The organism is Brevibacterium salitolerans, from assembly GCF_039531405.1.
Lineage (GTDB): Bacteria > Actinomycetota > Actinomycetes > Actinomycetales > Brevibacteriaceae > Brevibacterium > Brevibacterium salitolerans.
Genome location: NZ_BAAAPZ010000004.1, coordinates 420,736 through 442,386, shown reverse-complemented (window position 1 = coordinate 442,386; position 21,651 = coordinate 420,736). Strand labels below are relative to the sequence as shown.

General features: G+C 70.9%; 19 protein-coding genes. 10 read left to right on the top strand and 9 right to left on the bottom strand.

The genetic code is table 11. The features are described from left to right. Positions 1 to 7 precede the first annotated feature (7 nt). The gene (pknB, locus tag ABD240_RS07520) at positions 8 to 1,981 is read left to right on the top strand and encodes a Stk1 family PASTA domain-containing Ser/Thr kinase (RefSeq protein ID WP_291795661.1); all 1,974 of its coding nucleotides are present in this window, start codon (positions 8 to 10) and stop codon (positions 1,979 to 1,981) included. 181 nt (positions 1,982 to 2,162) lie between these two features. On the opposite strand, the gene ABD240_RS07515 is transcribed toward pknB, so the two are convergent. The 6 genes from ABD240_RS07515 to ABD240_RS07490 form a co-directional block, all read right to left on the bottom strand. After that, positions 2,163 to 3,146: an enoyl-CoA hydratase-related protein gene (locus ABD240_RS07515; protein WP_291795664.1), complete on the bottom strand. Its 984-nt coding sequence runs from the start codon at positions 3,144 to 3,146 to the stop codon at positions 2,163 to 2,165. Positions 3,147 to 3,193: 47 nt separating this feature from the next. Next, a complete protein-coding gene (locus ABD240_RS07510; protein WP_291795669.1) occupies positions 3,194 to 4,594 on the bottom strand; it encodes a phosphotransferase family protein in 1,401 nt (466 codons plus the stop codon). Positions 4,595 to 4,741: 147 nt separating this feature from the next. Next, positions 4,742 to 6,037, bottom strand: a complete 1,296-nt coding sequence (locus ABD240_RS07505) for an acyl-CoA dehydrogenase family protein (protein WP_344336644.1) — start codon at positions 6,035 to 6,037, stop codon at positions 4,742 to 4,744. A gap of 221 nt (positions 6,038 to 6,258) precedes the next feature. Further along, positions 6,259 to 6,933, bottom strand: coding sequence for an anthranilate synthase component II (locus ABD240_RS07500; protein ID WP_291795699.1), 675 nt, complete (start codon positions 6,931 to 6,933; stop codon positions 6,259 to 6,261). Between the two features lie 26 nt (positions 6,934 to 6,959). After that, complete coding sequence (locus ABD240_RS07495) at positions 6,960 to 7,127, bottom strand: hypothetical protein (RefSeq protein ID WP_291795702.1); 168 nt, start codon at positions 7,125 to 7,127, stop codon at positions 6,960 to 6,962. Then, a complete protein-coding gene (locus tag ABD240_RS07490) occupies positions 7,124 to 8,071 on the bottom strand; it encodes a class E sortase (protein ID WP_291795674.1) in 948 nt (315 codons plus the stop codon). The genes ABD240_RS07495 and ABD240_RS07490 overlap by 4 nt, the downstream gene beginning before the upstream one ends. A 710-nt stretch (positions 8,072 to 8,781) precedes the next feature. Between ABD240_RS07490 and ABD240_RS07485 the strand changes: the two genes are divergently transcribed. Further along, positions 8,782 to 9,453 carry a cell division protein CrgA gene (locus tag ABD240_RS07485; RefSeq protein WP_291795678.1) on the top strand — a complete coding sequence of 224 codons (672 nt, stop codon included), beginning with the start codon at positions 8,782 to 8,784 and terminating at the stop codon, positions 9,451 to 9,453. A 36-nt stretch (positions 9,454 to 9,489) separates the two neighbouring features. Beyond that, positions 9,490 to 10,155 (top strand): membrane protein YczE, encoded by a 666-nt coding sequence (gene yczE / locus ABD240_RS07480; RefSeq protein WP_291795681.1) that lies wholly within the window; start codon positions 9,490 to 9,492, stop codon positions 10,153 to 10,155. Between the two features lie 447 nt (positions 10,156 to 10,602). Here yczE and ABD240_RS07475 read toward each other — a convergent pair whose 3' ends face one another. Further along, on the bottom strand, positions 10,603 to 11,346 hold the full coding sequence (locus tag ABD240_RS07475) for a rhomboid family intramembrane serine protease (protein WP_291795684.1): 744 nt from the start codon (positions 11,344 to 11,346) through the stop codon (positions 10,603 to 10,605). Between the two features lie 98 nt (positions 11,347 to 11,444). Then, complete coding sequence (locus tag ABD240_RS07470) at positions 11,445 to 11,990, bottom strand: peptidylprolyl isomerase (RefSeq protein WP_291795687.1); 546 nt, start codon at positions 11,988 to 11,990, stop codon at positions 11,445 to 11,447. A 156-nt stretch (positions 11,991 to 12,146) separates the two neighbouring features. Here ABD240_RS07470 and ABD240_RS07465 point away from each other — a divergent pair, with 156 nt between their 5' ends. Further along, the gene (locus ABD240_RS07465) at positions 12,147 to 12,977 is read left to right on the top strand and encodes a hypothetical protein (protein ID WP_291795690.1); all 831 of its coding nucleotides are present in this window, start codon (positions 12,147 to 12,149) and stop codon (positions 12,975 to 12,977) included. Positions 12,978 to 13,190: 213 nt separating this feature from the next. Continuing rightward, positions 13,191 to 14,234, top strand: coding sequence for a proline racemase family protein (locus ABD240_RS07460; RefSeq protein ID WP_344336639.1), 1,044 nt, complete (start codon positions 13,191 to 13,193; stop codon positions 14,232 to 14,234). A gap of 103 nt (positions 14,235 to 14,337) precedes the next feature. On the opposite strand, the gene ABD240_RS07455 is transcribed toward ABD240_RS07460, so the two are convergent. Beyond that, positions 14,338 to 16,050, bottom strand: a complete 1,713-nt coding sequence (locus ABD240_RS07455) for a PucR family transcriptional regulator ligand-binding domain-containing protein (protein WP_344336637.1) — start codon at positions 16,048 to 16,050, stop codon at positions 14,338 to 14,340. A gap of 127 nt (positions 16,051 to 16,177) precedes the next feature. Between ABD240_RS07455 and ABD240_RS07450 the strand changes: the two genes are divergently transcribed. From ABD240_RS07450 to ABD240_RS07430, 5 genes are all read left to right on the top strand, one after another. Further along, entirely contained in the window at positions 16,178 to 17,671 is a 1,494-nt protein-coding gene (locus ABD240_RS07450; RefSeq protein ID WP_344336635.1) for a CoA-acylating methylmalonate-semialdehyde dehydrogenase, read from the top strand. A 37-nt stretch (positions 17,672 to 17,708) separates the two neighbouring features. Further along, a complete protein-coding gene (locus tag ABD240_RS07445) occupies positions 17,709 to 19,058 on the top strand; it encodes an aspartate aminotransferase family protein (protein WP_291795739.1) in 1,350 nt (449 codons plus the stop codon). A 150-nt stretch (positions 19,059 to 19,208) separates the two neighbouring features. Then, the gene (acuR, locus tag ABD240_RS07440; protein ID WP_344336633.1) at positions 19,209 to 19,937 is read left to right on the top strand and encodes an acrylate utilization transcriptional regulator AcuR; all 729 of its coding nucleotides are present in this window, start codon (positions 19,209 to 19,211) and stop codon (positions 19,935 to 19,937) included. Further along, positions 19,934 to 20,929 carry an acrylyl-CoA reductase (NADPH) gene (gene acuI / locus ABD240_RS07435; RefSeq protein WP_291795745.1) on the top strand — a complete coding sequence of 332 codons (996 nt, stop codon included), beginning with the start codon at positions 19,934 to 19,936 and terminating at the stop codon, positions 20,927 to 20,929. Before acuR ends, acuI begins: the two co-directional genes overlap by 4 nt. 131 nt (positions 20,930 to 21,060) lie before the next feature. Next, positions 21,061 to 21,648 carry a peroxidase-related enzyme gene (locus tag ABD240_RS07430; RefSeq protein WP_291795748.1) on the top strand — a complete coding sequence of 196 codons (588 nt, stop codon included), beginning with the start codon at positions 21,061 to 21,063 and terminating at the stop codon, positions 21,646 to 21,648. Positions 21,649 to 21,651 lie beyond the last annotated feature (3 nt).

Genomic DNA, 21,651 nt, shown 5'->3' with positions numbered 1-21,651 from the left:
GTCCCCGATGAGTGACATCCGCATGCTGTCCAACCGCTATGAGGTGCGACGCCTCATAGGCCGGGGTGGGATGGCCGAGGTCCACGAGGGCGTCGACACGCGCCTGGGGCGCCGAGTGGCGATCAAGCTGCTCCGTTCGGACCTCGCACGGGACCCCAGCTTCCACATCCGCCTCGAGCGGGAGGCGAAGTCCGCGGCGTCCCTCAACCATCCGGGCATCGTCGCCGTCTACGACTCCGGCGAGGAGAAGTACACGGAGACCGGCGGCAGCGAGATCACCGTCCCCTTCATCGTCATGGAGTACGTGGAGGGGCAGACGCTGCGGCAGGTCCTGGGCGAGCACGGTCCGCTGAGCGTCACCGAGGCCCTCGACGTGGCCGCGGGCGTCCTGGCCCCGCTGGAGTACAGCCACCGGCACGGGATCGTCCACCGCGACATCAAGCCCGCCAACGTCATGCTCACGCCCGAGGGCGACATCAAGGTCATGGACTTCGGGATCGCCCGCGCGCTGGAGGACACCGGCTCGCTCACCCAGACGCAGTCCGTGGTGGGCACGGCGCAGTACCTCTCCCCGGAGCAGGCGCGCGGCGAGGTCGTCGACGCACGCTCCGACCTCTACTCGACCGCGTGCCTGCTCTACGAGCTGCTCACCGGACGCCCGCCGTTCGTGGGCGAGTCGCAGCTCGCGGTGGCCTACCAGCACGTGGGCGAACAGCCTGCTCCCCCGTCCTCCCTGGTGCCCGGCCTGCCCCGCGACGTGGACCGCGTCGTCCTGCACGCCCTCACGAAGGACCGCGACGAGCGCTATCAGGACGCCCACACCTTCCGCGAGGACGCGCTGGCCGCCCGCGACGGCCGCCCGCTCACCCTCGACGGGGACGCTGCGGCGACGCAGGTGATGGGCGCGGCCCCCTGGACCTCCGCGGAGCCCACCGTGGCCTTCCCCGCGGCCCCGCCTCCCACCGGGGCGATGGCGGCGGCACCGGGCCCCCACACGGAGATGCTGGGTCAGATCGAGGAGGGCCAGGACGAGGACAGGAAGAAGTCCAAGACCTGGATCTGGGTGGGCTCCGCCCTCCTGGCGATCGTCCTCGCGGGCCTGGGCCTGTGGATCTATGCCATGAACCGGGAACCGGAGATCGTCACCTTCGAACTCGCGGACGTCACGGACATGGAGGCCAACGAGGCCGAGGCGCAGCTGGAGGGCCTGGGCCTTCACGTGACCCGGGACGAACAGCCGGACGACGAGATCGACGAGGGCAATGTCGTCTCCACGGACCCGGCGGCGGGCACACAGGTGGAGGAGGGCTCCGACGTCACGATGATCGTCTCCACCGGCCCGGATTCCATCGAGGTGCCGGACGTCGAGGGGGACACGGAGTCGCTGGCCCGGCAGACGCTGGGCGACGCCGGCCTGACGGCCGGATCCAACATCGAACAGGACTCGCCGGACATCCCCGGGGGCCAGGTCATGGAGACCAAGCCCGAGGCCGGCACAAGCGTGCCGAAGGGCTCGAACGTGGACCTCGTGCTCTCCTCCGGCCGCGTGGAGGTCCCGGACGTCACCGGCCTCTCCGAGGCCGACGCCTGCTCGCGCCTGGAGAGCGACGACTACCAGCTCTCCTGCAGTGTGGAGAAAGTCGAGACCAATGACGAGACGGCCGGTGAGGTGTTCGAGCAGAACGCGCCGGCGGGCACCAAGGTGGACCAGCACTCGAGCGTCACCATCAAGGTCGCCGAGGAGGAGCCCACGCAGGAGCCCACCTTCGACCCGCCGTTCACCGTGAACCCGCCCAACCCCAGCCCGGACGACGAGGACGACGCGGACAACCAGGGCACCGGCCCCGGTTTCGGCAACGGAAACGGCCACGGGAACGGCAACGGCCGGGGCAACGGGTTCCGTGACAGCGCCGATGCATTCGGCGGTCTGCGGGAGTTCGCCTCACGCCTGTGGGACAGCTCCGCGAGCGCCCTGCGCTAGAACCGGCAGGCGCGCTGAGCTGAGGTGCCCGTCCCCGCGCCGGGAACCGCAGATGCCGAGCGCGAACGGCGCCGAGCGCCCACTGTGCCGCTGACACGGCCCCCGCCCTCCTTCCCGAGGAGGGCGGGGGCCGTTCGCGCAGACGATCGGGCCGGGGCTCAGCCGCGGAGGTCCCGGCTCCTCACCGCTCGGCTCCCGCAGAGGGGCCGTTCTGCTCTCCGCCGCTCCGCGCTCCCCCGCTCTGCTCCGGGAAGCGCGGCATCCAGTCGGGATAGTCGGCCGGAACCGTGAGGTCGAACTGCGGCGGGCGCTTCTCCAGGAAGGAGGTGACTCCCTCCGCCGCGTCCGCGCCGCGGCCCAGCTCGTAGATCGCACGGGAATCGAGCCGGTGCGCCTCCCAGGGCGAGGGTGCCGTGAGCATCGACCACAGCAGCTGGCGGCTCACCCCCAGGGACACCGCCGAGGTCCCCTCGGCGATCTCCTGTGCAAGGCCCACGGCCGTGTCCCTCAGCTCGGCGGCCGGGACCACCCGGGAGACCAGGCCCTTCTCCAGCGCCTCCTGTGCGGAGAAGACGCGGCCGGTGTAGATCCAGTCGAGGGCCTGCGAGATGCCCACGATCCGGGGCAGGAACCAGCTGGAGGCGGCCTCGGGCGCGATGCCCCGGCGCGCGAACACGAACCCGAACTTCGCCTCCTCGCTGGCGATCCGGATGTCCGTGGGCAGGGACATGGTGGCCCCCACGCCCACGGCCGCGCCGTTGAAGGCCGTGATGATGGGTTTGCGCATGCTCGCGAAGGTCAGCGCCACACGGCCGCCGCGGTCCCGGTGGATGCCGTCGATCGTCTCACCGTCCGCACGCTCCCCGGCCGTGACCCCTGCGGCCTCGCCGTCCGCGCCGCCGGCCGGTGTCGCATCGCCCCGGGCCTCCAGGTCGAAGGTGTCCGAACCCGCGGAGAGGTCCGCGCCGGGGCAGAAGAAGCGACCGGTGCCGGTGAGCACCACGACGCGCACGGCATCGTCGGAATCGGCACGACGCGCAGTGGCGATGAGCTCCTCGGACATCCGGGGAGTGAAGCCGTTGTTGTTCGTGGGGCTGTCGAGGGTGATGACGGCCACGCGGCCCTCCACCTCGTACCTCAGGGTCTGCAGGACTGGTTCTGCCATGGGGTCCGTCTCTCCTTCGTCAGCGCATCATTGCGGGAACTGCTCTGTCAGCATATGTCCGGGCCGTACCCCGGATTGGACACTGCGAGGCGCAGGCGGGACGCCGTCTTCAGCACCGCCACGATCCCCCGCACCTCCGCATTCTCCGCCGCGGTGTCCGGCAGGGCGCGGATGCGCTCGGCCAGCTCCTCCTCACCGGAGACGCCCAGCGCATGCAGCTGCGCGGCATACCACCGCTCCGCGGCAGGTCCCAGGCGGCGTTCGCGGCGCAGGAGGGCCACGACGTTCTTCGCCACACGGGCCTTGAAGCGGTTGGGCGCGCCCTCGCCGGCGACCAGATCCGCGGCGAGATAGCTCTCCAGTCCCGCGAGAAGCCGGTCCGCCGAGGGCTGGGAGAAGAGGCCGGGGGCGGACCCGGCCTCGGGCACGGGGACCTGTGCGGGGATACCCTCCCGTTCCCCGACGGGCAGGGGCACGACGGAGGGGTAGAGGAGGTCGAGGAGGTCGTACTCCTGCTCGGCCGCGCGCCTGCCGATCGCCAGCAGCTCGAGCTCGTTGTCGTGACCGGGCACGGAGCGCTGCATCTGCCGGAGGCAGCCCACTCCCCACCAGGCGGTGGCGCGCGCCTCCCACCAGAGCAGCTGCTCCGCGGTGGGCCGGGGCCCGCCTGCGGCCTCATAGGCGTCGAGGAGCTCCTCGACATCGCCCATGCCCGCCACGCGCCCGGCCCCGCCGAACCGCCAGGCGCGCATGCACAGGTAGCCCAGGTCCTCGAAGGGATCACCCGTGTGCGCCATCTCCCAGTCGAGGACCGCGACGAGGCCGCCCTCGTCCACCATGAGGTTGCCGAGGCGGAAGTCCCCGTGCACCAGGGTGCGGCGCGGGGCAGGAGGAGGGGTGCTCCGCTGCAGCTCGCGCAGCCCCAGGAGAAGGGCGGGTCGCTGCAGTCCCAGCCGGCCGTAGTCCGTGAGCAGCGTGCCGATGGGATCGTCGAGGCCTGTCAGCCCCAGACCGTCCGGCTCGACACCGGCGATCCGTGCGGCCGCCTCGCCCAGCTGGGCGGGGAGGAACGCCCGCGCCGCCGCGAAGCGGTCGTCGCGCAGGATCCGCCGGGCGATCGTCTCTCCCTCCACGAAGGCGAGCATGAGGAAGGGCGTGCCGAGCACCGCGGGGTCCGCGGAACTGTCCAGCACGGCCGGACAGAGGACGCCCGCAGCATGAGCCGCTGTGAGGACGGCGGCTTCACGCTCATTGCCCGCAGGATCCGGATCGCTCGGATGGTCCCGGCGGAGGACGAACACCGACCACGCGCCCCGGTCCGCTGTGCGCACCCGCCACATCTGCCGGCTCGCGCCGCCGGTGAGCAGCGTCAGTTCGGTGACGGCGGGCGACGCGCAGCCCAGTGCGGCCAGTCTGCGTTCGATCCCGGCCCGGAGGTCCTCATCCACGGGCTTCCCTCAATCGTGCCGGCTCCAGTCCCGGATGTCCCGGCCCGGATCCAGGCCCCGCGCCCCGCCCGGATCCGGGCCCCAGCTGCAGCCCCAGCCCCGGCCTCGGTCCGGCGGCCGTGCCCATGAGCGGGAGGCGCACGCCCATCAGGCCTCCTGCTGCGTGGCGTACGCGTCCGTGGTCACGCCCTTGGGCGTGCGCTGACTCATGAAGCCGAACATGTAGCCCGCGATGCGCCGCATCTGGATCTCGTCCGCACCCTCTGTGATCCGGTAGCGCCGGTGATGGCGGTAGATGTGCTCGAACGGCTTCTTCCGGGAGTAGCCCAGGCCGCCGTGCACCTGCATGGCCTGGTCCGCGGCGTCGCACGCCAGACGGTTGCCCTGGTAGTTGGCCATCGAGATCCGGTCAGAGACGGTGAAGGCGCCGTCCTCATCCATGAGCCACGCGGTCTCCCGCACGAACGCCCGCAGCATGGCCGCCCGCGCCTGCAGATCCACGAGGGGGAACTGCACCCCCTGATTCGTCGCCAGCGGCTCGCCGAAGGGCTTGCGCTCCTTCGCGTACCGGACGGACTCGTCGATGCAGTACTGTGCCGCACCGAGGCTGGAAGCCGCCTGCCGGATGCGGTTCTCGTTGAAGAAGTGCTGGACGATCTGCAGGCCGCGTCCGTACTCGCCGAACAGGTCCGCTTCCGGCACGCGCACGTCCGTGAAGCGGACGTGCGCGTGATCGGAGGGCATGTTGAAGGTCCAGGTGTACTCGAGCACCTCCACTCCGGGCGCGTCCATGGGGACCAGGAACGCCGTGATGCCCTCCGCGCTGCCGGGTTCACCGTGCGTGCGGGCGAAGACGATGTCGCGCTCCGCGATGTGCACGCCGGTGTTCCACATCTTCTCCCCGTTGAGCAGCCAGCCGCCCTCCGTCCGGGTGGCGGTGGTCTCCATGTAGGTGGCGTCCGAGCCGTGGTCCGGTTCCGTGACCGCGAAGGAGAAGTGCGCGTCCCCGGAGGCCACCTTCTCCTTCCACTGCGCGATCTGCGCCTCGGAGCCGTAGTTGGTCAGCAGCATGAGGCCCACGTTGTTGCCCACGATGCAGTGCTCGTTCTGCAGATCGCAGTGCAGACCCAGCCCCTGGGAGGCGAAGTGATCGCGGATGACGGCCATCTCCAGATTGCCCAGGCCGCGCCCGCCCAGGTGCGTCGGCAGCTGCGCCCGGTAGTGGCCCGCCCGGTCCGCCCTCCGGCACGCCTCCGCCAGCAGCGCCTCCCACTCCGCGGAGGGGATCCCGCCGCGATCCCAGTCCGTCCGGGCGAACTCGCGGCGGTGGTCGAAGAAGCGGGCGTTGTCGTCCTGCCTCTCCAGCGGACGGATCTCCTCCTCGATGAACGCATCGAGCTCACGGAGGTAGCTCTGCAGGCCGGCGGGTATGCGGAAATCCATGATGCGCCTCTCTGGTGGGGCCCCTTCGCCCAGGTGCAGTGGCTGTCGAACACTGACCGGCTCATCGACGTGCGTACGCATGGCACCCGCGCCACGAGCGCAGGAGAATGATCGATCGATCAGCGGTGGTGGCTGCGACGCTACCCGCTCGCCCACAGGACTGCAAGGGAGTGCGGGGGCGCCGGCGAGCCCTCACGTCGCGCGGCTGCCGCCGGGTCTCCTCAGCTGCCGGCGGAGACCAGCGGCGTGCGGCCTCGGGCGGCCTCCACGGCCTGCGGCATGCCCGCGGCGGCGAGGAAGTTGCCCACCATGAGGTAGCCGTCCTCCGTGAGCACGGACTCGGGGTGGAACTGGACACCGGCCAGCGGGGCGGTGCGGTGCTGGATGCCCATGACGATGCCCTCCGGCGTCTGCGCGGTCACCTCGAAGACGTCCGCGTCGATCGTCTCGTCCACGATCGCGAGCGAGTGGTAGCGGGTGGCGGTGAGCGGATTGCGGCAGCCGGCGAACACGCTGGTGCCGTGGTGCTCCACGACGGAGGTCTTGCCGTGCATGAGCTGCGGGGAGTGTCCCACCGTCGCGCCGAACACCTCGCCGAGCGCCTGATGGCCCAGACACACGCCGAACAGCGGCGTGGACGTGCGCGCGGCCTCGCGGATGAGCTCCGGGCAGACGCCGGACTCCGCGGGCACGCCCGGCCCGGGTGAGAGCAGGACGCCGTCGTGCTCGGCCAGCAGCGCACACGCCCGTGCGGCGTCGACGGCGTCGTTGCGGATGACCGTCGTCTCCGCCCCCAGCTCGCGCAGATAGCCCACGAGCGTGTAGACGAAGCTGTCGTAGTTGTCGATCACGAGGATCCGCGCCGCGCGGCCGTCCGTCGTCACCTCTGCGTCCATCGGCTCAGCCCTCTCCGTGCCTGTCGTCATCCGCCCTCCTCGACCGTCGCGTCGTTGAACGGCATGTACGGTGCGATCTCCGGGAACACGTACTCCATGAGGAGGTACACGGCGCCTGCGATCAGCAGGAGAGCCAGGATGAGCTTGACGAACCAGGGGCCGGGCAGCAGTCGCCAGATGAGTCCGTACATCACGCATCGCCTCCGACCTTCTCATAGGCGTCGAAGTCCCGGATGGACTCCGGCGCCCCGTCCGCCGCGGGCTGCCAGTCCGTGAGCTCCGAGTACGCCACGTAGCGCTCCCGCGCGGAGAACATGGGGTTGCAGGCGGTGAGCGTCATGATGCGGTCCTTGCCCTTGTACTCCGGCATCGCCGGAACCGCGGAGAGGACCTCCGTGGCGTCCGGCAGGACGATCTCGAAGTTGCGGAAGGTGTAGGTGTAGAAGCCCTCCGCCGTCTGGATGACGATCTCGTCGCCCGGCCGCAGCTGATGGATCTGGTTGAGCGGCTTGCCGTAGGTGACGCGGTGCCCGGCCATCGAGAAGTTCCCGACCTCGCCCGGCATCGCGGAGGTGGGGTAGCGGCCCATGCCCATCCGGTTGAGGACGGGCTCCAGGGACACGCCCTCCGCGATGGTGCGGTAGTAGTCCTGGCCGAACCTCGGCACGTACATGATGCCGAACGCCGAGTTCTCCTCCACCGGCTCCCCCACGACGGGGGTGTCCGGGTCGTCCGGGAGCTCGTTGGCCGGATTGTCGCGCCACTCCGTGATGAGCTGGTCCGCGAGCACCTCATTGTCCTTGTTGGCCGCGATGTCCGTCCACCACAGCTGCCACACGACGAAGAGGATGAGCACGAGCCCAGCGGTGATGCACAGCTCTCCGAAGGTCCGCACCGTCGCGCGCACAGGCCCCAGCGGCTGGTACTCCTTCTTGCGGTTCCGATCAGTGCGGTGCGGGCGACCGCCCGAGGCCGCGCGCCCGCGGGGAGGTTCCGCTCCGCCCGCACCGGAGCCGCCCTGCGCAGCCGCGGAGTGCGCCGTGGGCCCGGTCGCGCCCTCCGCCGAGGCCGCGAACACGGACTGCGCATCAGTCCGGAGACCCGCGCCTCCGGTCTGGGCGGGGTCCTGCACGGGCATGCCCTGTCCCCGCTGACCGAACGTCTGCTGCGCCGGGGCCTGCACGGGAATCTGCTGAGTGGGCTGGCCGGCGGTGAACCGCGGATCCGCCGCAGGCGAGGCCGGACGGGGCGAGCCCACTCCCTGCGCACCGGGCGCAGCACCGCTGGGGGCGGCGCGTCTGATGACGGGACGTCCCGCACCTCCTGAACCCGCAGGGGCGGCTCCGGGCACCCCTGAACCCCCGGCGCCTCCCGGCCATGCCGGAGGAGGGGGCGCGGAAGGGCTCGCCGGAGCCTGAGGACCCTGCTGTCCGTCAGGGTGCGGCTGTCCGGAAGGGTGCAGCCCCTGGGCGCGCGCGGCCGCCTCAGCGCGCTCGCGCTCTCTGCGCTCGCGCCTGGACATCGGCTGGTCCACTCATCCACCTCCGGTGCACGCCAAGCGGCGGCCTGTCTCCTGCGACCGGCGTCACGGGCTCTGCACCGGCTGACTCCGCACAATGATAAACGCACGCACACGCGGCGAAGGTCGCCTCAGCCTGAACAGACGCTGGGCATGGAAGCGGGCGACCGGCCTCCCGCGGGCCCGGCCGCCGGGATTCCCACCGCCTTCGCACGAGCCCCTCACCGCACGATGACGGTGCGACCGCCCTCGGACGCTAGACTGTCGTCGTTCACCAGCTTCAGCCCAGCAGCGCGGAAGGCCGCAAGGCCCGCCGCCCAAGGAGAGACGTGGCCAAGTCGAACCGCACCAACCGGGTCCGCCGGACGCAGCGCACCACCGCCGCTCCGTCGTCCGCTCCTCGTGAGGACGAGCTCGTCACCGACGACGAGAGCACACCCGCGGCCGCCGTCCGCGCAGAGGACGCCTCCGCCGAGGAGACCCCTGAGGGCGCCGCCGCTGGGACGGACGCCGCGGACACGACCGCCGGCGCCCTCGGCGAGTCCGATTCCGGCTCCGCGGATTCGGATCCCGCGTCGGACTCCACCGGTTCTCACGCGCAGGCCTCCGAGGAGGACACCGAGGCGGGCGCCGCATCGGCGACGAAGAGCTCCGGAACCAAGGCGAAGGCCGCCGAGGCCGGATCGGGGAAGAAATCCGGCAGGGCGGAGACCGGCAGGAAGGCCGCCCGGTCCGGCAACCCCGCGAAGCGCCAGGCGGCGCGCTCCTCCTCCCGCAAGACCTCCGCCTACACCTCGACGCCGGGCGCGCAGACCATCAAGCCCAACGGCCGCTGGTTCCTGCCCACCCTCCTCGCGCTCCTGCTGGTGGGGCTGGCATGGCTCGTCGTCTTCTACATCTCCGGCGCGCAGTACCCCGTCGCCGCCTGGGGGAACTGGAACCTGGGCGTGGGCTTCGCCTTCCTCGTGGTGGGCCTCATGATGTCCACCCGATGGCGCTGACCTCCGTCCCGATGCCATCGTCCACCCGGCCCTGACATGGCGGGGCCCTCGAACTTCCGGCTCCTCGCGGACCGGCCCCTCCCGCTCCGGCTCCTCTCCCTCTACGGCGGTCTCGCCCTCTTCGGCTTCTCCGGCGGCCTCGTCATCGAGTCGCGCCTGGGCAACTTCCCCTGGGACGTGCTGCACGAAGGAGTCGCGCTCCAGCTCGCGGACGCCGGATGGCCCGTCTCGATCGGCGCCATCGCGGTCGCGGTGTCCTTCCTGCTGCTGCTCGTGTGGATCCCCATGCGCCAGCGCCCCGGCCTCGGCACGATCTCGAACGCCCTGCTCGTGGGCGTCTTCATGGACCTCACCATGGCGGTGGTGCCGGACCTCGAATCCCTCTGGCTGCGGATTCCGGCTCTCGTCGCGGGAATCGTCCTCAACGGCATCGCCACGGTGCTGTACATCATCCCCAACTTCGGCCCCGGCCCCCGTGACGGCCTCATGACCGGGCTGGTGCAGGTCACCGGCCGGCCGGTCTGGGTGGTGCGGCTGGGCATCGAGATCCTCGTCCTCGCAGTGGGCTGGCTGCTGGGCGGCACCTTCGGCCTGGGGACCCTCGCCTACGCCGTGGGGATCGGCTACGTCACGCAGCTCTTCCTGGGACTCGCGGAGAAGCTCCTCGGCCGCCCGGATCCGCTCACCGGCGCCGCAGACTGAGCCGCAGCCCGGCCTCCCCCGCGATGAATGGCCACATCCGCGGGCGGCGCGCAAGCACCTACGGGCCGCCCACCTGTTCACAAAAGCCGCACGCCAGTGGAAACCCGCCTCCCCACGTCCACACACACCCGCGAATACTGCGTGAGACCCCACACTACGACAATCGTTACACCTCTCTCACCTGCGTAAACACACATGTGTAGTCTTATCCACCGCTGTGCATAACCCTGTGGAGAAAGATCTGTGGAAAACCTGTCACGCGGCCGGGCGCGCCGGATTTCCGCCGCGCGAGGACGGCGGGGGCGCACCATCCACAGTCAGTCCGGAAGGTGATCGGATCGACAGGAGAGCTCGTTTTCCGATTGCGAGAGAGCGGAGGAGACACCGCACGTCTGCGGCGGCGCGCCGCCGGGAGGGCAGGCGGAGGTTCGCAGGCCTGAGGAGAGGTCAGCCGAGCATCGCGGCAGCACGCAGATGCGGCCAGCAGGCGAGGAGGAGGGTGCCCGCGACGATCAGGGAGGCGGGCCAGAACCACAGACTCGCGACGCCGGCATGGGCACCGGCTCCGCCGCGGACACGGCCATCCGTCCCGGCATCCGCGTGAGCGGCGGCCGCGGCGGTCCTGCGCGGGCGCGGCAGCAGCGCCGCACACCCCAGGGCGAAGCCCACGACGAGGCCGCCCAGATGCGATTCCCAGGAGACCCCGGGAGTGACGAACGAGAACACGAGGTTGAGCACCAGGAAGGCGAGCGCGCCGCCCAGGTTCCGGTCCAGCCTGCGTGTGGGCGTGAGCACCACGCCCAGCAGGCCGAACAGCGCACCGGACGCTCCCACGTGAAGGGTGACCCACGAAGGGTCGAAAGGGGAGGCCAGCAGCAGGACGGCGGCGGAGCCGCCCAGCGCGGAGAGCGCGTAGACGACCAGAAACCGCCACGGGCCCAGTGCGCGCTCCAGGAAGCTCCCGAACACGAGGACGCCCACCATGTTGAACAGCAGGTGGAGAGGCGAGGGAGAGTCGTGCACGAGCACCACGGTGAGTGCCCGCCACGGTTCGGAGACGGAGACCGCCGGTGCGAAGCCCAGCCATGAGGCGAGCGGCACGCCGGGGATGAGCCCCACGAGCCAGCAGGCCACCGTCACGACGACGATGGCCTGCGTGGTCCGGGCACCGACCCAGCGACCGGGGCGCACGGTGCGCCGCGCTCCCGGCGCGGGGAAGCGCCCGGAACCAGCAGGGTCCTCAGGATCGCGACGATCCTGAGGACCCTGAGGGTCAGGCGGAGGGAGGGTCACGCCTCGACGATCTCCACGGACTCCATGACGATGGGCTCTGCCGGACGGTCCATGGGACCGGTCTTCACGGCCTCGATCTCGTCGACGACCTTGCGGGAGTCCTCGTCCACGACCTCGCCGAAGATGGTGTGCTTGCCGTTGAGCCACGGCGTGGGGACGGTGGAGATGAAGAACTGCGAACCGTTGGTGCCGTGCGGGCCGCGCTTGCCAGCATTGGCCATGGCGAGCAGGTAGGGGCGGTCGAACTGCAGCTCCGGGTGGATCTCGTCGTCGAAGGCGTAGCCGGGGCCGCCGGTGCCGGTGCCCTGGGGGCAGCCGCCCTGGATCATGAAGTCCTTGATGATGCGGTGGAAGCCCACCCCGTCGTAGAAGGGCTCCGTGATCGTCACGGTCTTCCCGGACTCGTTGTCCGTCGCCGTGTGGTCGCCCTTGGCGAGCCCGGTGAAGTTGGCGACGGTCTTGGGCGCGTGGTGCCCGAAGAGCTCGACGACGATGTCGCCCTTGTTGGTGTGCAGGATGGCCTTGCCAGTTGAAACGGTCATGGCCTCATTGTTCCACGGCCCACCGACGCACGCCCAGTTCAGAGGACACTCAGCAGAACGGGTGCCGCGTCCGCCCGGCCTACCCCATAGGATGGGGGACACGGCAGTCTCCGGGCCTGCCCCGGGTGCACACAACCGAGATCTTCGGAGGGTGACATGTTCAAGAAGAGGTCCAAGCCCCAGTCCGCCGGCTTCATCGACGAGGTCGGCGAGAAGCTGCATCTCGTGGGGGATGCGGTGCGCGAAGGCTCTGCCCATGCGCTGGAGGCCTCCGGCCCCTATCTGGAGCGCGCCAACGAATGGGTGGGAGAGGCCAGCGAGGCGGCCGCCCCCCGCCTCCGCGATGCCAGTGCACGTCTGTCCCAGGTCGCAGAGTCCGTCCGCCCGCAGGTCGAGGGTGCCCTGGACGAGGTCCGGGAGCGCTTCGCGGAGGGCCGGTCCAAGCTCGAGGAGGGCTTCCGCACGCAGGTTGCTCCCGCACTGGAGTCCGGCACCGCAGAGGCCAGGGTCCGTGCACGCGCCGCCGCAGAGCGCGCAGGCGACTCCGTCTCCAAGGCCGCGGGCCTGCTGGCCGCCGCGGAGACGTCCAAGGGCTTCGACGACGCCGTCACCCGGCTCACCGGTGACAAGAAGGCCGTGAAGAAGGCACGCAAGGCGCTGAAGAAGGCAGGCAAGGACGTGAAGGCCAGGACCTCGAGCAGCAACGGCAAGTCCGGCGGCAAGTGGTTCTGGATCATCCTGGGACTCGCCGGTCTGGGCGGCATCGTGTTCTACGCCGTGCGCCGTCTCGCGCCCGTCGAGGACCCCTGGTCGACCCCGCTGCAGGGCAACCGCCCGGCGGATGCACGCCCCGTGGGCTCCACGCCGCGCTCCGAACAGGCGGGCCCGGTGGCCTCGGTGACCTCCGAGGTCCCCGCCCCGGAAGAGGCCGCCGTCGAGGACGACGAGGATCCGGAGGGCACCGAGGGCGCCGGTACGGACAGGTGAGCACCTGCTCGCGGCCGTGAGTCCACGCGCCGCGGGCCCGTCGCAGGCGTGAGCGCACTGCAGGCGTGAGCCGAGGCGGGTCCGTCCCCATGGAGGGCGGGCCCGCCTCCCGCATACCCGGTGCCGATACGGCGAGCCCGCTGACGAAGGAGGCCGTACGGATCAGGAGACCCTGCGATCCGGATCGGAAGACCGTGCAGAAGGGAAGCGACCATGGCCGGGGAGACCTACAGGAGCGTCGACTACCACACGGGCGGCGAGCCCTTCCGCATCGTCACGGAGCTCCCGTTCGCACTCGAGGGCGCGGACGTAGCGGAGAAGCGGATCCGGGCGATGGCGTCCGCGGAGGTGGAGCGGGTCCGGCGGCTCCTGTGCCACGAGCCGCGCGGGCATGCGGACATGTACGGCGGCTTCGTCGTGGAGCCGAACGACGCGGGCGCCCACCTCGGCGTCCTGTTCTGGCACAAGGACGGGTTCTCCACCGCCTGCGGCCACGGCACCATCGCACTGGGCACCTGGGCGGTGGAGAGCGGCCTGGTGGCACCGGATCCCAGCGGGGTGACGGACGTCGTCATCGACGTGCCCTCCGGCAGGGTCACGGCACGTGTCCGCACGGATGCGCAGGCGCAGGTCACCGGCGTGGATTTCATCAACGTCCCCAGCTACGTCCTCGCCGTCGACGTGCCCGTGCGGACCTCGCGAGGAGAGCTGCGGGTGGACATCGCCTTCGGCGGTGCGATCTACGCGCAGCTCGACGCCGCGACCGCCGGCCTGACGGTGACACCGGGCGCGGTCGAGGAGATCATCGCGCTGGGACGGGAGATCAAGTGGCGCCTCGCTGACACGGAGTTCGCCCGCCACCCTTTCGACGACCGCCTCAGCGGGATCTACGGCACGATCGTCTTCGAGCGTCTGCCCGAGGCGGAGGCCGGGCCCGGCGCACGCGCGCTCCGGCAGCGCAATGCCACCGTCTTCGCCGACGGGGAGCTCGACCGCTCGCCCTGCGGATCCGGGACCTGTGCGCGGGTGGCGACACTGACCTCGGCCGGAGAGCTGGGGGACGGCCAGGAGCTGCACCATGAGTCCGTCGTCGGCTCGGGGTTCACCGCAGTCGCGCTCGAACGCACGCTGGTGGAGGGCATCCCCACCTCCCAGGCGGTCATTCCGCAGGTGACCGGCACGGCCCACCGCACCGGGGAGCACACGTTCGTCGTCGATCCGCGCGACGAGCTGGTCCCCGGCTTCGTCCTGCGCTGAGCGGTGACGCTCCGGCGAAGCCCGGAGGTGGGCCGGAGCACGTGCACAGAGTGCGCCGAACTGCCACTGGAGGAAGCTCTGGTGGGAATGCGCACCCCGGCCCTCACCCGAGCTCCTCCGTGCGCAGCCAGATGAGCGCGGCGTGCAGCGAGGTGCGTGACTCCGCATCCTCGAGCGAGACGCCCAGCCGCTCCTCCAGACGGCGGACGCGGGCGTAGACCGCCGGGCGGCTCAGATGCAGGGCCTCGGCGACCGCGGTCTTGTTCCCGCCCTCCTGCAGCAGCACCTCGAGGAACCGCAGCGCCTCGGGATCGCCGCCCTCCCCCACATCGCCCCGTCCGGAACCGCCCCGTCCGGAACCAGGACCGCTTCGTCGCGCGCTCGCGCCCCGCGCGCTCGTACCCCGTGCACCGCCGCCCCGCGGGGCGGACCGGGCGGGCAGCAGCGGCCCCAGCTCGGCCTCGGCGAAGGCTCGCAGCACAGGCACCTCCCGCAGCCGCGCGATCACTCCCCGCAGCCGCACGTCCGCGAACCGGTGGAACAGGCGCCGGTGCACCTGCATGGTCGCGACGATGCCCGCCACCTGGATCGCGCTCTCGAGCTCCGCCCCCGCCTCCGTGATCCGGTCCGAGGACCGCCCCACTCCCACGTCGAGCAGCTGTGAGGGCTGTCCGAAGGACGCGTTCACCCTCGTGAGGACCGCCGTGAGCACGGCATCGCAGTCCTGGTCCGCGGACAGCCCCAGGATCGCGACGAACACGCCGGACCGCAGCCCTCCGGAGAGCAGGGGCACACCCGCCTGCCGTGCGGCCGCTCCGAACTCCTCTCGCAGGGCGCGCTCCCGCAGCTGCGCGTCACGCGGCTCGGTGCCGCCGTGGTCGCCGAGGCGGATCGCGACGGGGACGTAGACCTCGCCGCGACGCATCCCCAGCGAGCCCGCACGCGCAAGGGCCCGCTCCTCACCCATGCTGCCGGGCGGCATGAGCTCGTGGAGGAACTCCACCGTGGCCTGCTGCAGCAGGTCCCGCTCGCCCTGGCTGGCCATCCGCGCCATCGTGATCGCCTGTCCCGCACGCTCGAGTACCTGCGCGGCGTCCGCATCCCCGGTCACCGCCCGGGGCGCGACGAGGCGGCCCCAGCGACGGCCCTGCACGCCCACGGGCACCTGGATTCCTGCGGCCTCACGCGGCCAGTCGGCCAGGAGCGCGTCCATCGGCACCCCGCCTCCGTCGAAGGCGAGCACGCGACGCCGCGCATCCTCGAGCACCACCGGCGTGTCCGCCAGTTCCGCCGTCACCGCCACGATGCGCTGCTCGTCCGCACCGTCCAGGGAGAGCGAGGTGAACACCTCGTGGATGCGGTGGGCGAACTCCACCCGCGCCAGCTGCGCCCCGATCAGCAGACGATGGGCGGCCTGAGTGATCCGCACGAAGCGGGTGCGCGCGGTGAGGACGATGACCGGCAGGGCGACCCCCTCGGCAGCCGCGGCGACGACGCCCCGGGCCTCCATGTCCGGCCGGCCCTCCGCGTCCACCACCTCGATGACGAAGGCCGCTGCACCGGCGGCGGCGAGCCTGCGCAGGAAGGTCCGCGTACGCGCCGGCGAGGACCGGAACATCTCACTGCTGGAGAGGATGACCTCGCCGCCCTCCAGCAGCGAGGCGACCTCCTCCGTCTCCGCGATGTGCACCCAGCTGACGGCCTCGCTCAGCCTCCGGGCACCGGTGAGCACCTCGGGACGCCCGCGGCGCACCTCCTCGAGGTCGAGCACCGCCTGCACCGTCACCGGGGCCACCGTCGCTGGTGTGTCTGCCATACCTCGGATGCTACAGAGTGTCAGCGCAACGCTGGTGAAAGTTACAGTCCGTCACTTCCGGGCCTCAGTGGGGACGGTCACACTGAGCGCAGCACCCCACCCTCGAAGACCCCGGAAGGGAGAACCCGTGACCGTCCTCAGCCACTGGATCGACGGAGCACCCGCCCCCGCACCTGCAGATTCGCGCCTCGCGGACATCGTCAACCCCGCCACCGGAGTCGTCTCCGGCCAGGTGCCGCTGGCGAGCGCGGAGCTCACCCGCAAGGCCGTCGCCTCCGCAGCCGCCGCCTTCCCCGGCTGGCGCGACACCTCGCTGTCCAGGCGCACCCAGATCGTCTTCCGCTTCCGCGAGCTCCTCAACGAGCGCAAGGAGGAACTCGCCGCCATCCTCACCGCAGAGCACGGCAAGGTCCTCCCCGACGCGCTCGGGGAGATCAGCCGCGGCCAGGAGGTCGTCGAGTTCGCCTGCGGTATGCCCCACCTCCTCAAGGGCGGGCACACCGAGAACGCCTCGACGGGCGTGGACGTGCACTCGGTCCGCCAGCCGCTGGGAGTCTCCGTCATCATCTCTCCCTTCAACTTCCCCGCGATGGTGCCCATGTGGTTCTTCCCCGTCGCGATCGCCGCCGGCAACACCGTCGTCCTCAAGCCCAGCGAGAAGGACCCCTCCGCCGCCAACTGGATGGCCGAGCTCTGGCGCGAGGCCGGCCTGCCGGAGGGCGTCTTCACGGTGGTCCACGGCGACAAGGAGGCCGTCGACGCCCTCCTCACGGATCCCCAGGTCTCCTCCGTCTCCTTCGTAGGCTCCACTCCCATCGCGCAGCACGTCTATGAGACGGCTGCGGCTCACGGCAAGCGGGTCCAGGCGCTCGGCGCCGCCAAGAACCACATGCTCGTGCTGCCCGACTCGGACCTCGACCTCGCCGCGGACTCCGCGGTCAACGCCGGCTACGGGGCCGCGGGCGAGCGCTGCATGGCGATCTCCGTCGTCGTGGCGGTGGATTCCATCGCCGATGAGCTCGTGGACAAGATCGCCGAGCGCACGCGCACCCTCAAGGTGGGCGACGGCACGCGCGGCACGGACATGGGTCCCCTCATCACCGCCGCGCACCGGGACAAGGTGGCCGGCTACATCGACGCGGGCGTCGAGGCCGGGGCGAAGCTCGTGCTCGACGGTCGTCAGGTGAGCGTCGACGCGGACAGCGAGCGCGCCTTCCTCAACCCCACCCTGTTCGACCGCGTCACCCCGGACATGTCGATCTACACGGACGAGATCTTCGGCCCCGTGCTCTGCGTGGTCCGCGTGGACAGCTACGACGAGGGTCTCGCGCTCATCAACGCCAACCCCTACGGCAACGGCACCGCGATCTTCACCAACGACGGAGGTGCGGCCCGCCGCTTCGAGAACGAGGTGCAGGTGGGCATGGTCGGCGTGAACGTGCCGATCCCCGTACCGATGGCCTACTACAGCTTCGGCGGCTGGAAGAACTCGCTGTTCGGCGACACCCACGCCCACGGCACGGAGGGCGTGCACTTCTTCACCCGGGGCAAGGTGGTCACCAAGCGCTGGCTGGATCCCAGCCACGGCGGCCTCAACCTCGGCTTCCCCACCAACGCCTGAACCGCCCCTGCCCACCGCACACGCCCGAGGAGGCGACATGACAGTCACACAGGAGGCACTCGCCCGGGGCCGGCGCGCCTACGAGCTGGACCGGAAGCACGTCTTCCACTCCTGGCAGGCGCAGGGGCCGTTCGACCCCATGACGATCACGCGCACGGCCGGCTCCAGGGTGTGGGACGGTGAGGGCCGCGAGCTGCTCGACCTCTCCTGCCAGCTCGTGAACACGAACATCGGCCACCAGCACCCCGCCGTGGTGAAGGCCATCCAGGACCAGGCCGCGGACATCTGCACGATCGCCCCGCAGCACGTCAACGACGCCCGCTCCGAGGCCGCCCGCCTCATCGCGGAGCTGGCGCCCGAGGGCCTGGACCGCGTGTTCTTCACCAACGGCGGCGCGGACGCCAATGAGCACGCGATCCGCATGGCGCGGCTGCACACCGGCAGGCAGAAGGTGCTCTCCGCCTACCGCAGCTACCACGGCGGGACGCAGCTGGCCGTGAATGTCACGGGGGATCCGCGGCGATTCCCCAACGACTCCCCCGGCGAGGGCGTCGTGCACTTCATGCCCGCCTACACCTACCGCTCGCACTTCGGCTCGGAGACCGAGGCCGAGGAGACCACGCGCGCGCTGCGCCACCTCGAGGACATGATCACGCTGGAGGGCCCGGCGAACATCGCCGCGGTCATCCTCGAGACCGTGCCCGGCACGGCGGGGATCTACGGGCCGCCGCCGGGATACCTCGCCGGAGTCCGCGAGCTGACCCGGAAGCACGGGATCATGTACATCGCGGACGAGGTGATGGCCGGCTTCGGGCGGACCGGGGCATGGTTCGCAGTGGACCACTGGGACGTCGCCCCGGACCTCCTCACCTTCGCCAAGGGAGTGAACTCCGGATACGTGCCGCTGGGCGGTGTGGTGATCTCCGAGCCGGTCTACGAGACCTTCGTGGACCGGCAGTACCCCGGCGGCCTCACCTACTCCGGGCATCCGCTCGCCTGCGCCGCCGCGGTCGCGACCATCACCGCGATGCGCGAGGAGGGCATGATCGAGAACGCAGCGCGACTGGGCCGCGAGGTGATCGGCCCGCGGCTGGAGGCGATGAAGGCCGCGCACCCCTCGGTGGGCGATGTGCGCGGGCTGGGCTGCTTCTGGGCGATCGAGCTGGTGAAGGACAGGGAGACCCGCGAGCCGCTGGCCCCCTACGGCGGGAGCTCGGACGCGATGAACGCCGTGCTGGGTGCGATCAGGGCCGGGGGCGTGCTGCCCTTCGCCAACTTCAACCGCATCCACGTGGTCCCGCCGCTCAACATCGCCGATGCGGACCTGCACACGGGCCTCGACGTCATCGACCGCGCGCTGAACGAAGCGGACGCACACGTGGGGTGAGGGGCTGGGGATGAGCCGCAGCTGATCAGGCCGCGACAGCAGCGCACTCGGTTCGGGGCCGGTTCCGCATCAGCGGGACCGGCCCGAGCCGCATCTCGCGAGCGGCACCCGGCTCTTGATTTAACGAGTCGAACAGTCTAGAAAAAGGGTATGACATCGTCGTCCGCCGTGCTCCCGCAGGAGAACAGCACTGTTCGCCGGAAGCGCGGCCGTCCGCCCAAGGACCAGAGCCTGCCCGGTGCCCCACGCCAGAGAATGCTGCGCGCCGGGAAGGCGATCCTCACGGAGAAGGGCCTGAGCACCGTGGGGATCGAAGAGATCCTCACCGCCGCAGGCGTTCCCAAGGGCTCCTTCTACCACTACTTCCCCAGCAAGGAGGCCTTCGGCCTCGCCGCCGTGGACTCCTATGCGGAGTACTTCGCCGCCAAGCTGGACCGCTGGTTCACAGATGCCTCGCTCAGCCCGCTGGAGCGGCTGCGCGGCTTCATCGCAGACGCCACCGCCGGCATGGCGAAGTACGACTACCGGCGGGGCTGCCTGGTGGGGAACCTGGGCCAGGAGATGGGCGCATTGCCCGCCTCCTTCCGCACGCGGATCATCGCCGCTCTGGAGGACTGGGAGGAACGGACCGCTGCCTGCCTGCGAGCCGCCGAGGCCGCAGGCCAGATCCGCGCGGGCGCGGACTGCCGGCAGCTCGCCCACATCTTCTGGGTCGGCTGGGAGGGCGCGGTGCTCCGCGCCAAGCTCGAAAGCCGCCCCGATGCCCTGCGCGCGTTCGAGGAGGGCTTTCTGACCATGATCGGCGCGGAGACGGCGTTGAGCACACCGCAACCCACACAGCGCGGCGACGACGCCGCAGAGAAGGAGGACGGAGCATGAGCGACAGCTTCAGGGCAGTGCTGATCAGCGAGGACGAGGGAGGCCAGCGGGTCGAGGTCGCGGACGTCCCCGTAGACCGGCTGCCGGCAGGGGACGTCACCGTGGCGGTGGAGTGCTCGACCCTCAACTACAAGGACGCCCTCGCCCTCACCGGCAGCGGCAAGATCGTCCGGAGCTTCCCGATGGTCCCCGGCATCGACTTCGCCGGCACCGTGACGGAATCCTCCAGCCCGGACTACGCACCGGGTGATCGCGTCGTCCTCAACGGCTGGGGCGTGGGCGAGCGCCACTGGGGCGGACTGGCCGAGCGTGCGCGGGTGAGCGCGGACTGGCTGGTGCCCCTGGAATCCGCGTTCACCCCGCAGCAGGCGATGAGCATCGGCACCGCCGGGTACACCGCGATGCTGTGCGTCATGGCCCTCGAACGCCACGGCGTCACCCCGGACAGCGGCGAGGTGCTCGTCACGGGAGCCTCGGGCGGTGTGGGCAGCATCGCCGTCGCCGTGCTCGCGAAGCTCGGGTACACGGTCGTCGCCGTCACGGGCAGGCCGGAGGAAGAGGAGTACCTCACCGGACTGGGCGCTTCCCGGATCCTCCCGCGCTCCGATTTCGAAGGACCCGGCAGGCCGCTGGCCAAGGAGCAGTGGGCCGGTGCCGTCGACGTCGCGGGCGGTCATGTGCTGGCCAACGTCTGTGCCTCGACCAGGTACCGGGGGACGGTGGCCGCCTGCGGTCTCGCCGCCGGCATGGACCTCCCCGCCACCGTGGCCCCCTTCATCCTCCGCGGCGTCACCCTGGCCGGGATCGACAGCGTCATGTGCCCGCAGGAGGACCGCCGGGAGGCGTGGCGCCGGCTCGCCCAGGACCTCGATCCCGCCGTGCTGGAGCCGATGACCGAGGCGATCTTCCTCGACGAGTGCGCCTCCACGGCGGAGAAGCTGCTGGCAGGCCGGGTGCGCGGCCGCGTGATCGTGCCGATCGCGGGCGACTGATCTGCACCCGGCCTGACCAGCACCCGGCCTGAGCCGCCTCGGCCTCCTGCCCGATCGACCTGCACCGGGCCTCCACCCGCAGTCCGCACACACCGGGACTCACCCACCGAATCAGCGCAAGGAGTCACGCCATGACCGAACAGACCGCACCCGCGCATCCCATCAGCCGCTTCCCCGTCCCCGAGCTCGCCGAGCTCCCCGAGGACATCCGCGAGCGGATCCTCGCCGTCCAGGAGAAGTCCGGCTTCGTCCCCAACGTCTTCCTGGCGCTCGCGCACCGCCCGGAGGAGTTCCGCGCATTCTTCGCCTACCACGACGCGCTCATGGAGAAGCCCGCCAACCTCACGAAGGCGGAGCGGGAGATGATCGTCGTCGCCACCTCGGGCCTCAACCAGTGCCAGTACTGCGTGGTGGCCCACGGCGCCATCCTCCGCATCCGGGCGAAGGATCCCCTCATCAGCGACCAGCTCGCGACCAACTACCGCAAGGCGGACATCACGGACCGCCAGCGGGCCATGCTCGACTTCGCAGTGAAGGTCTCGCAGGAGGCGTACGCCGTGGACGAATCCGACTACGCGGCGCTGCATGCGCACGGCTTCACGGACGAGGACGTCTGGGACATCGCCGGGATCTCCGCGTTCTTCGGCCTCTCCAACCGCCTGGCGAACGTCACGGGGATGCGCCCCAACCCCGAGTTCCACAGCATGGGCCGAGGCTGAGGC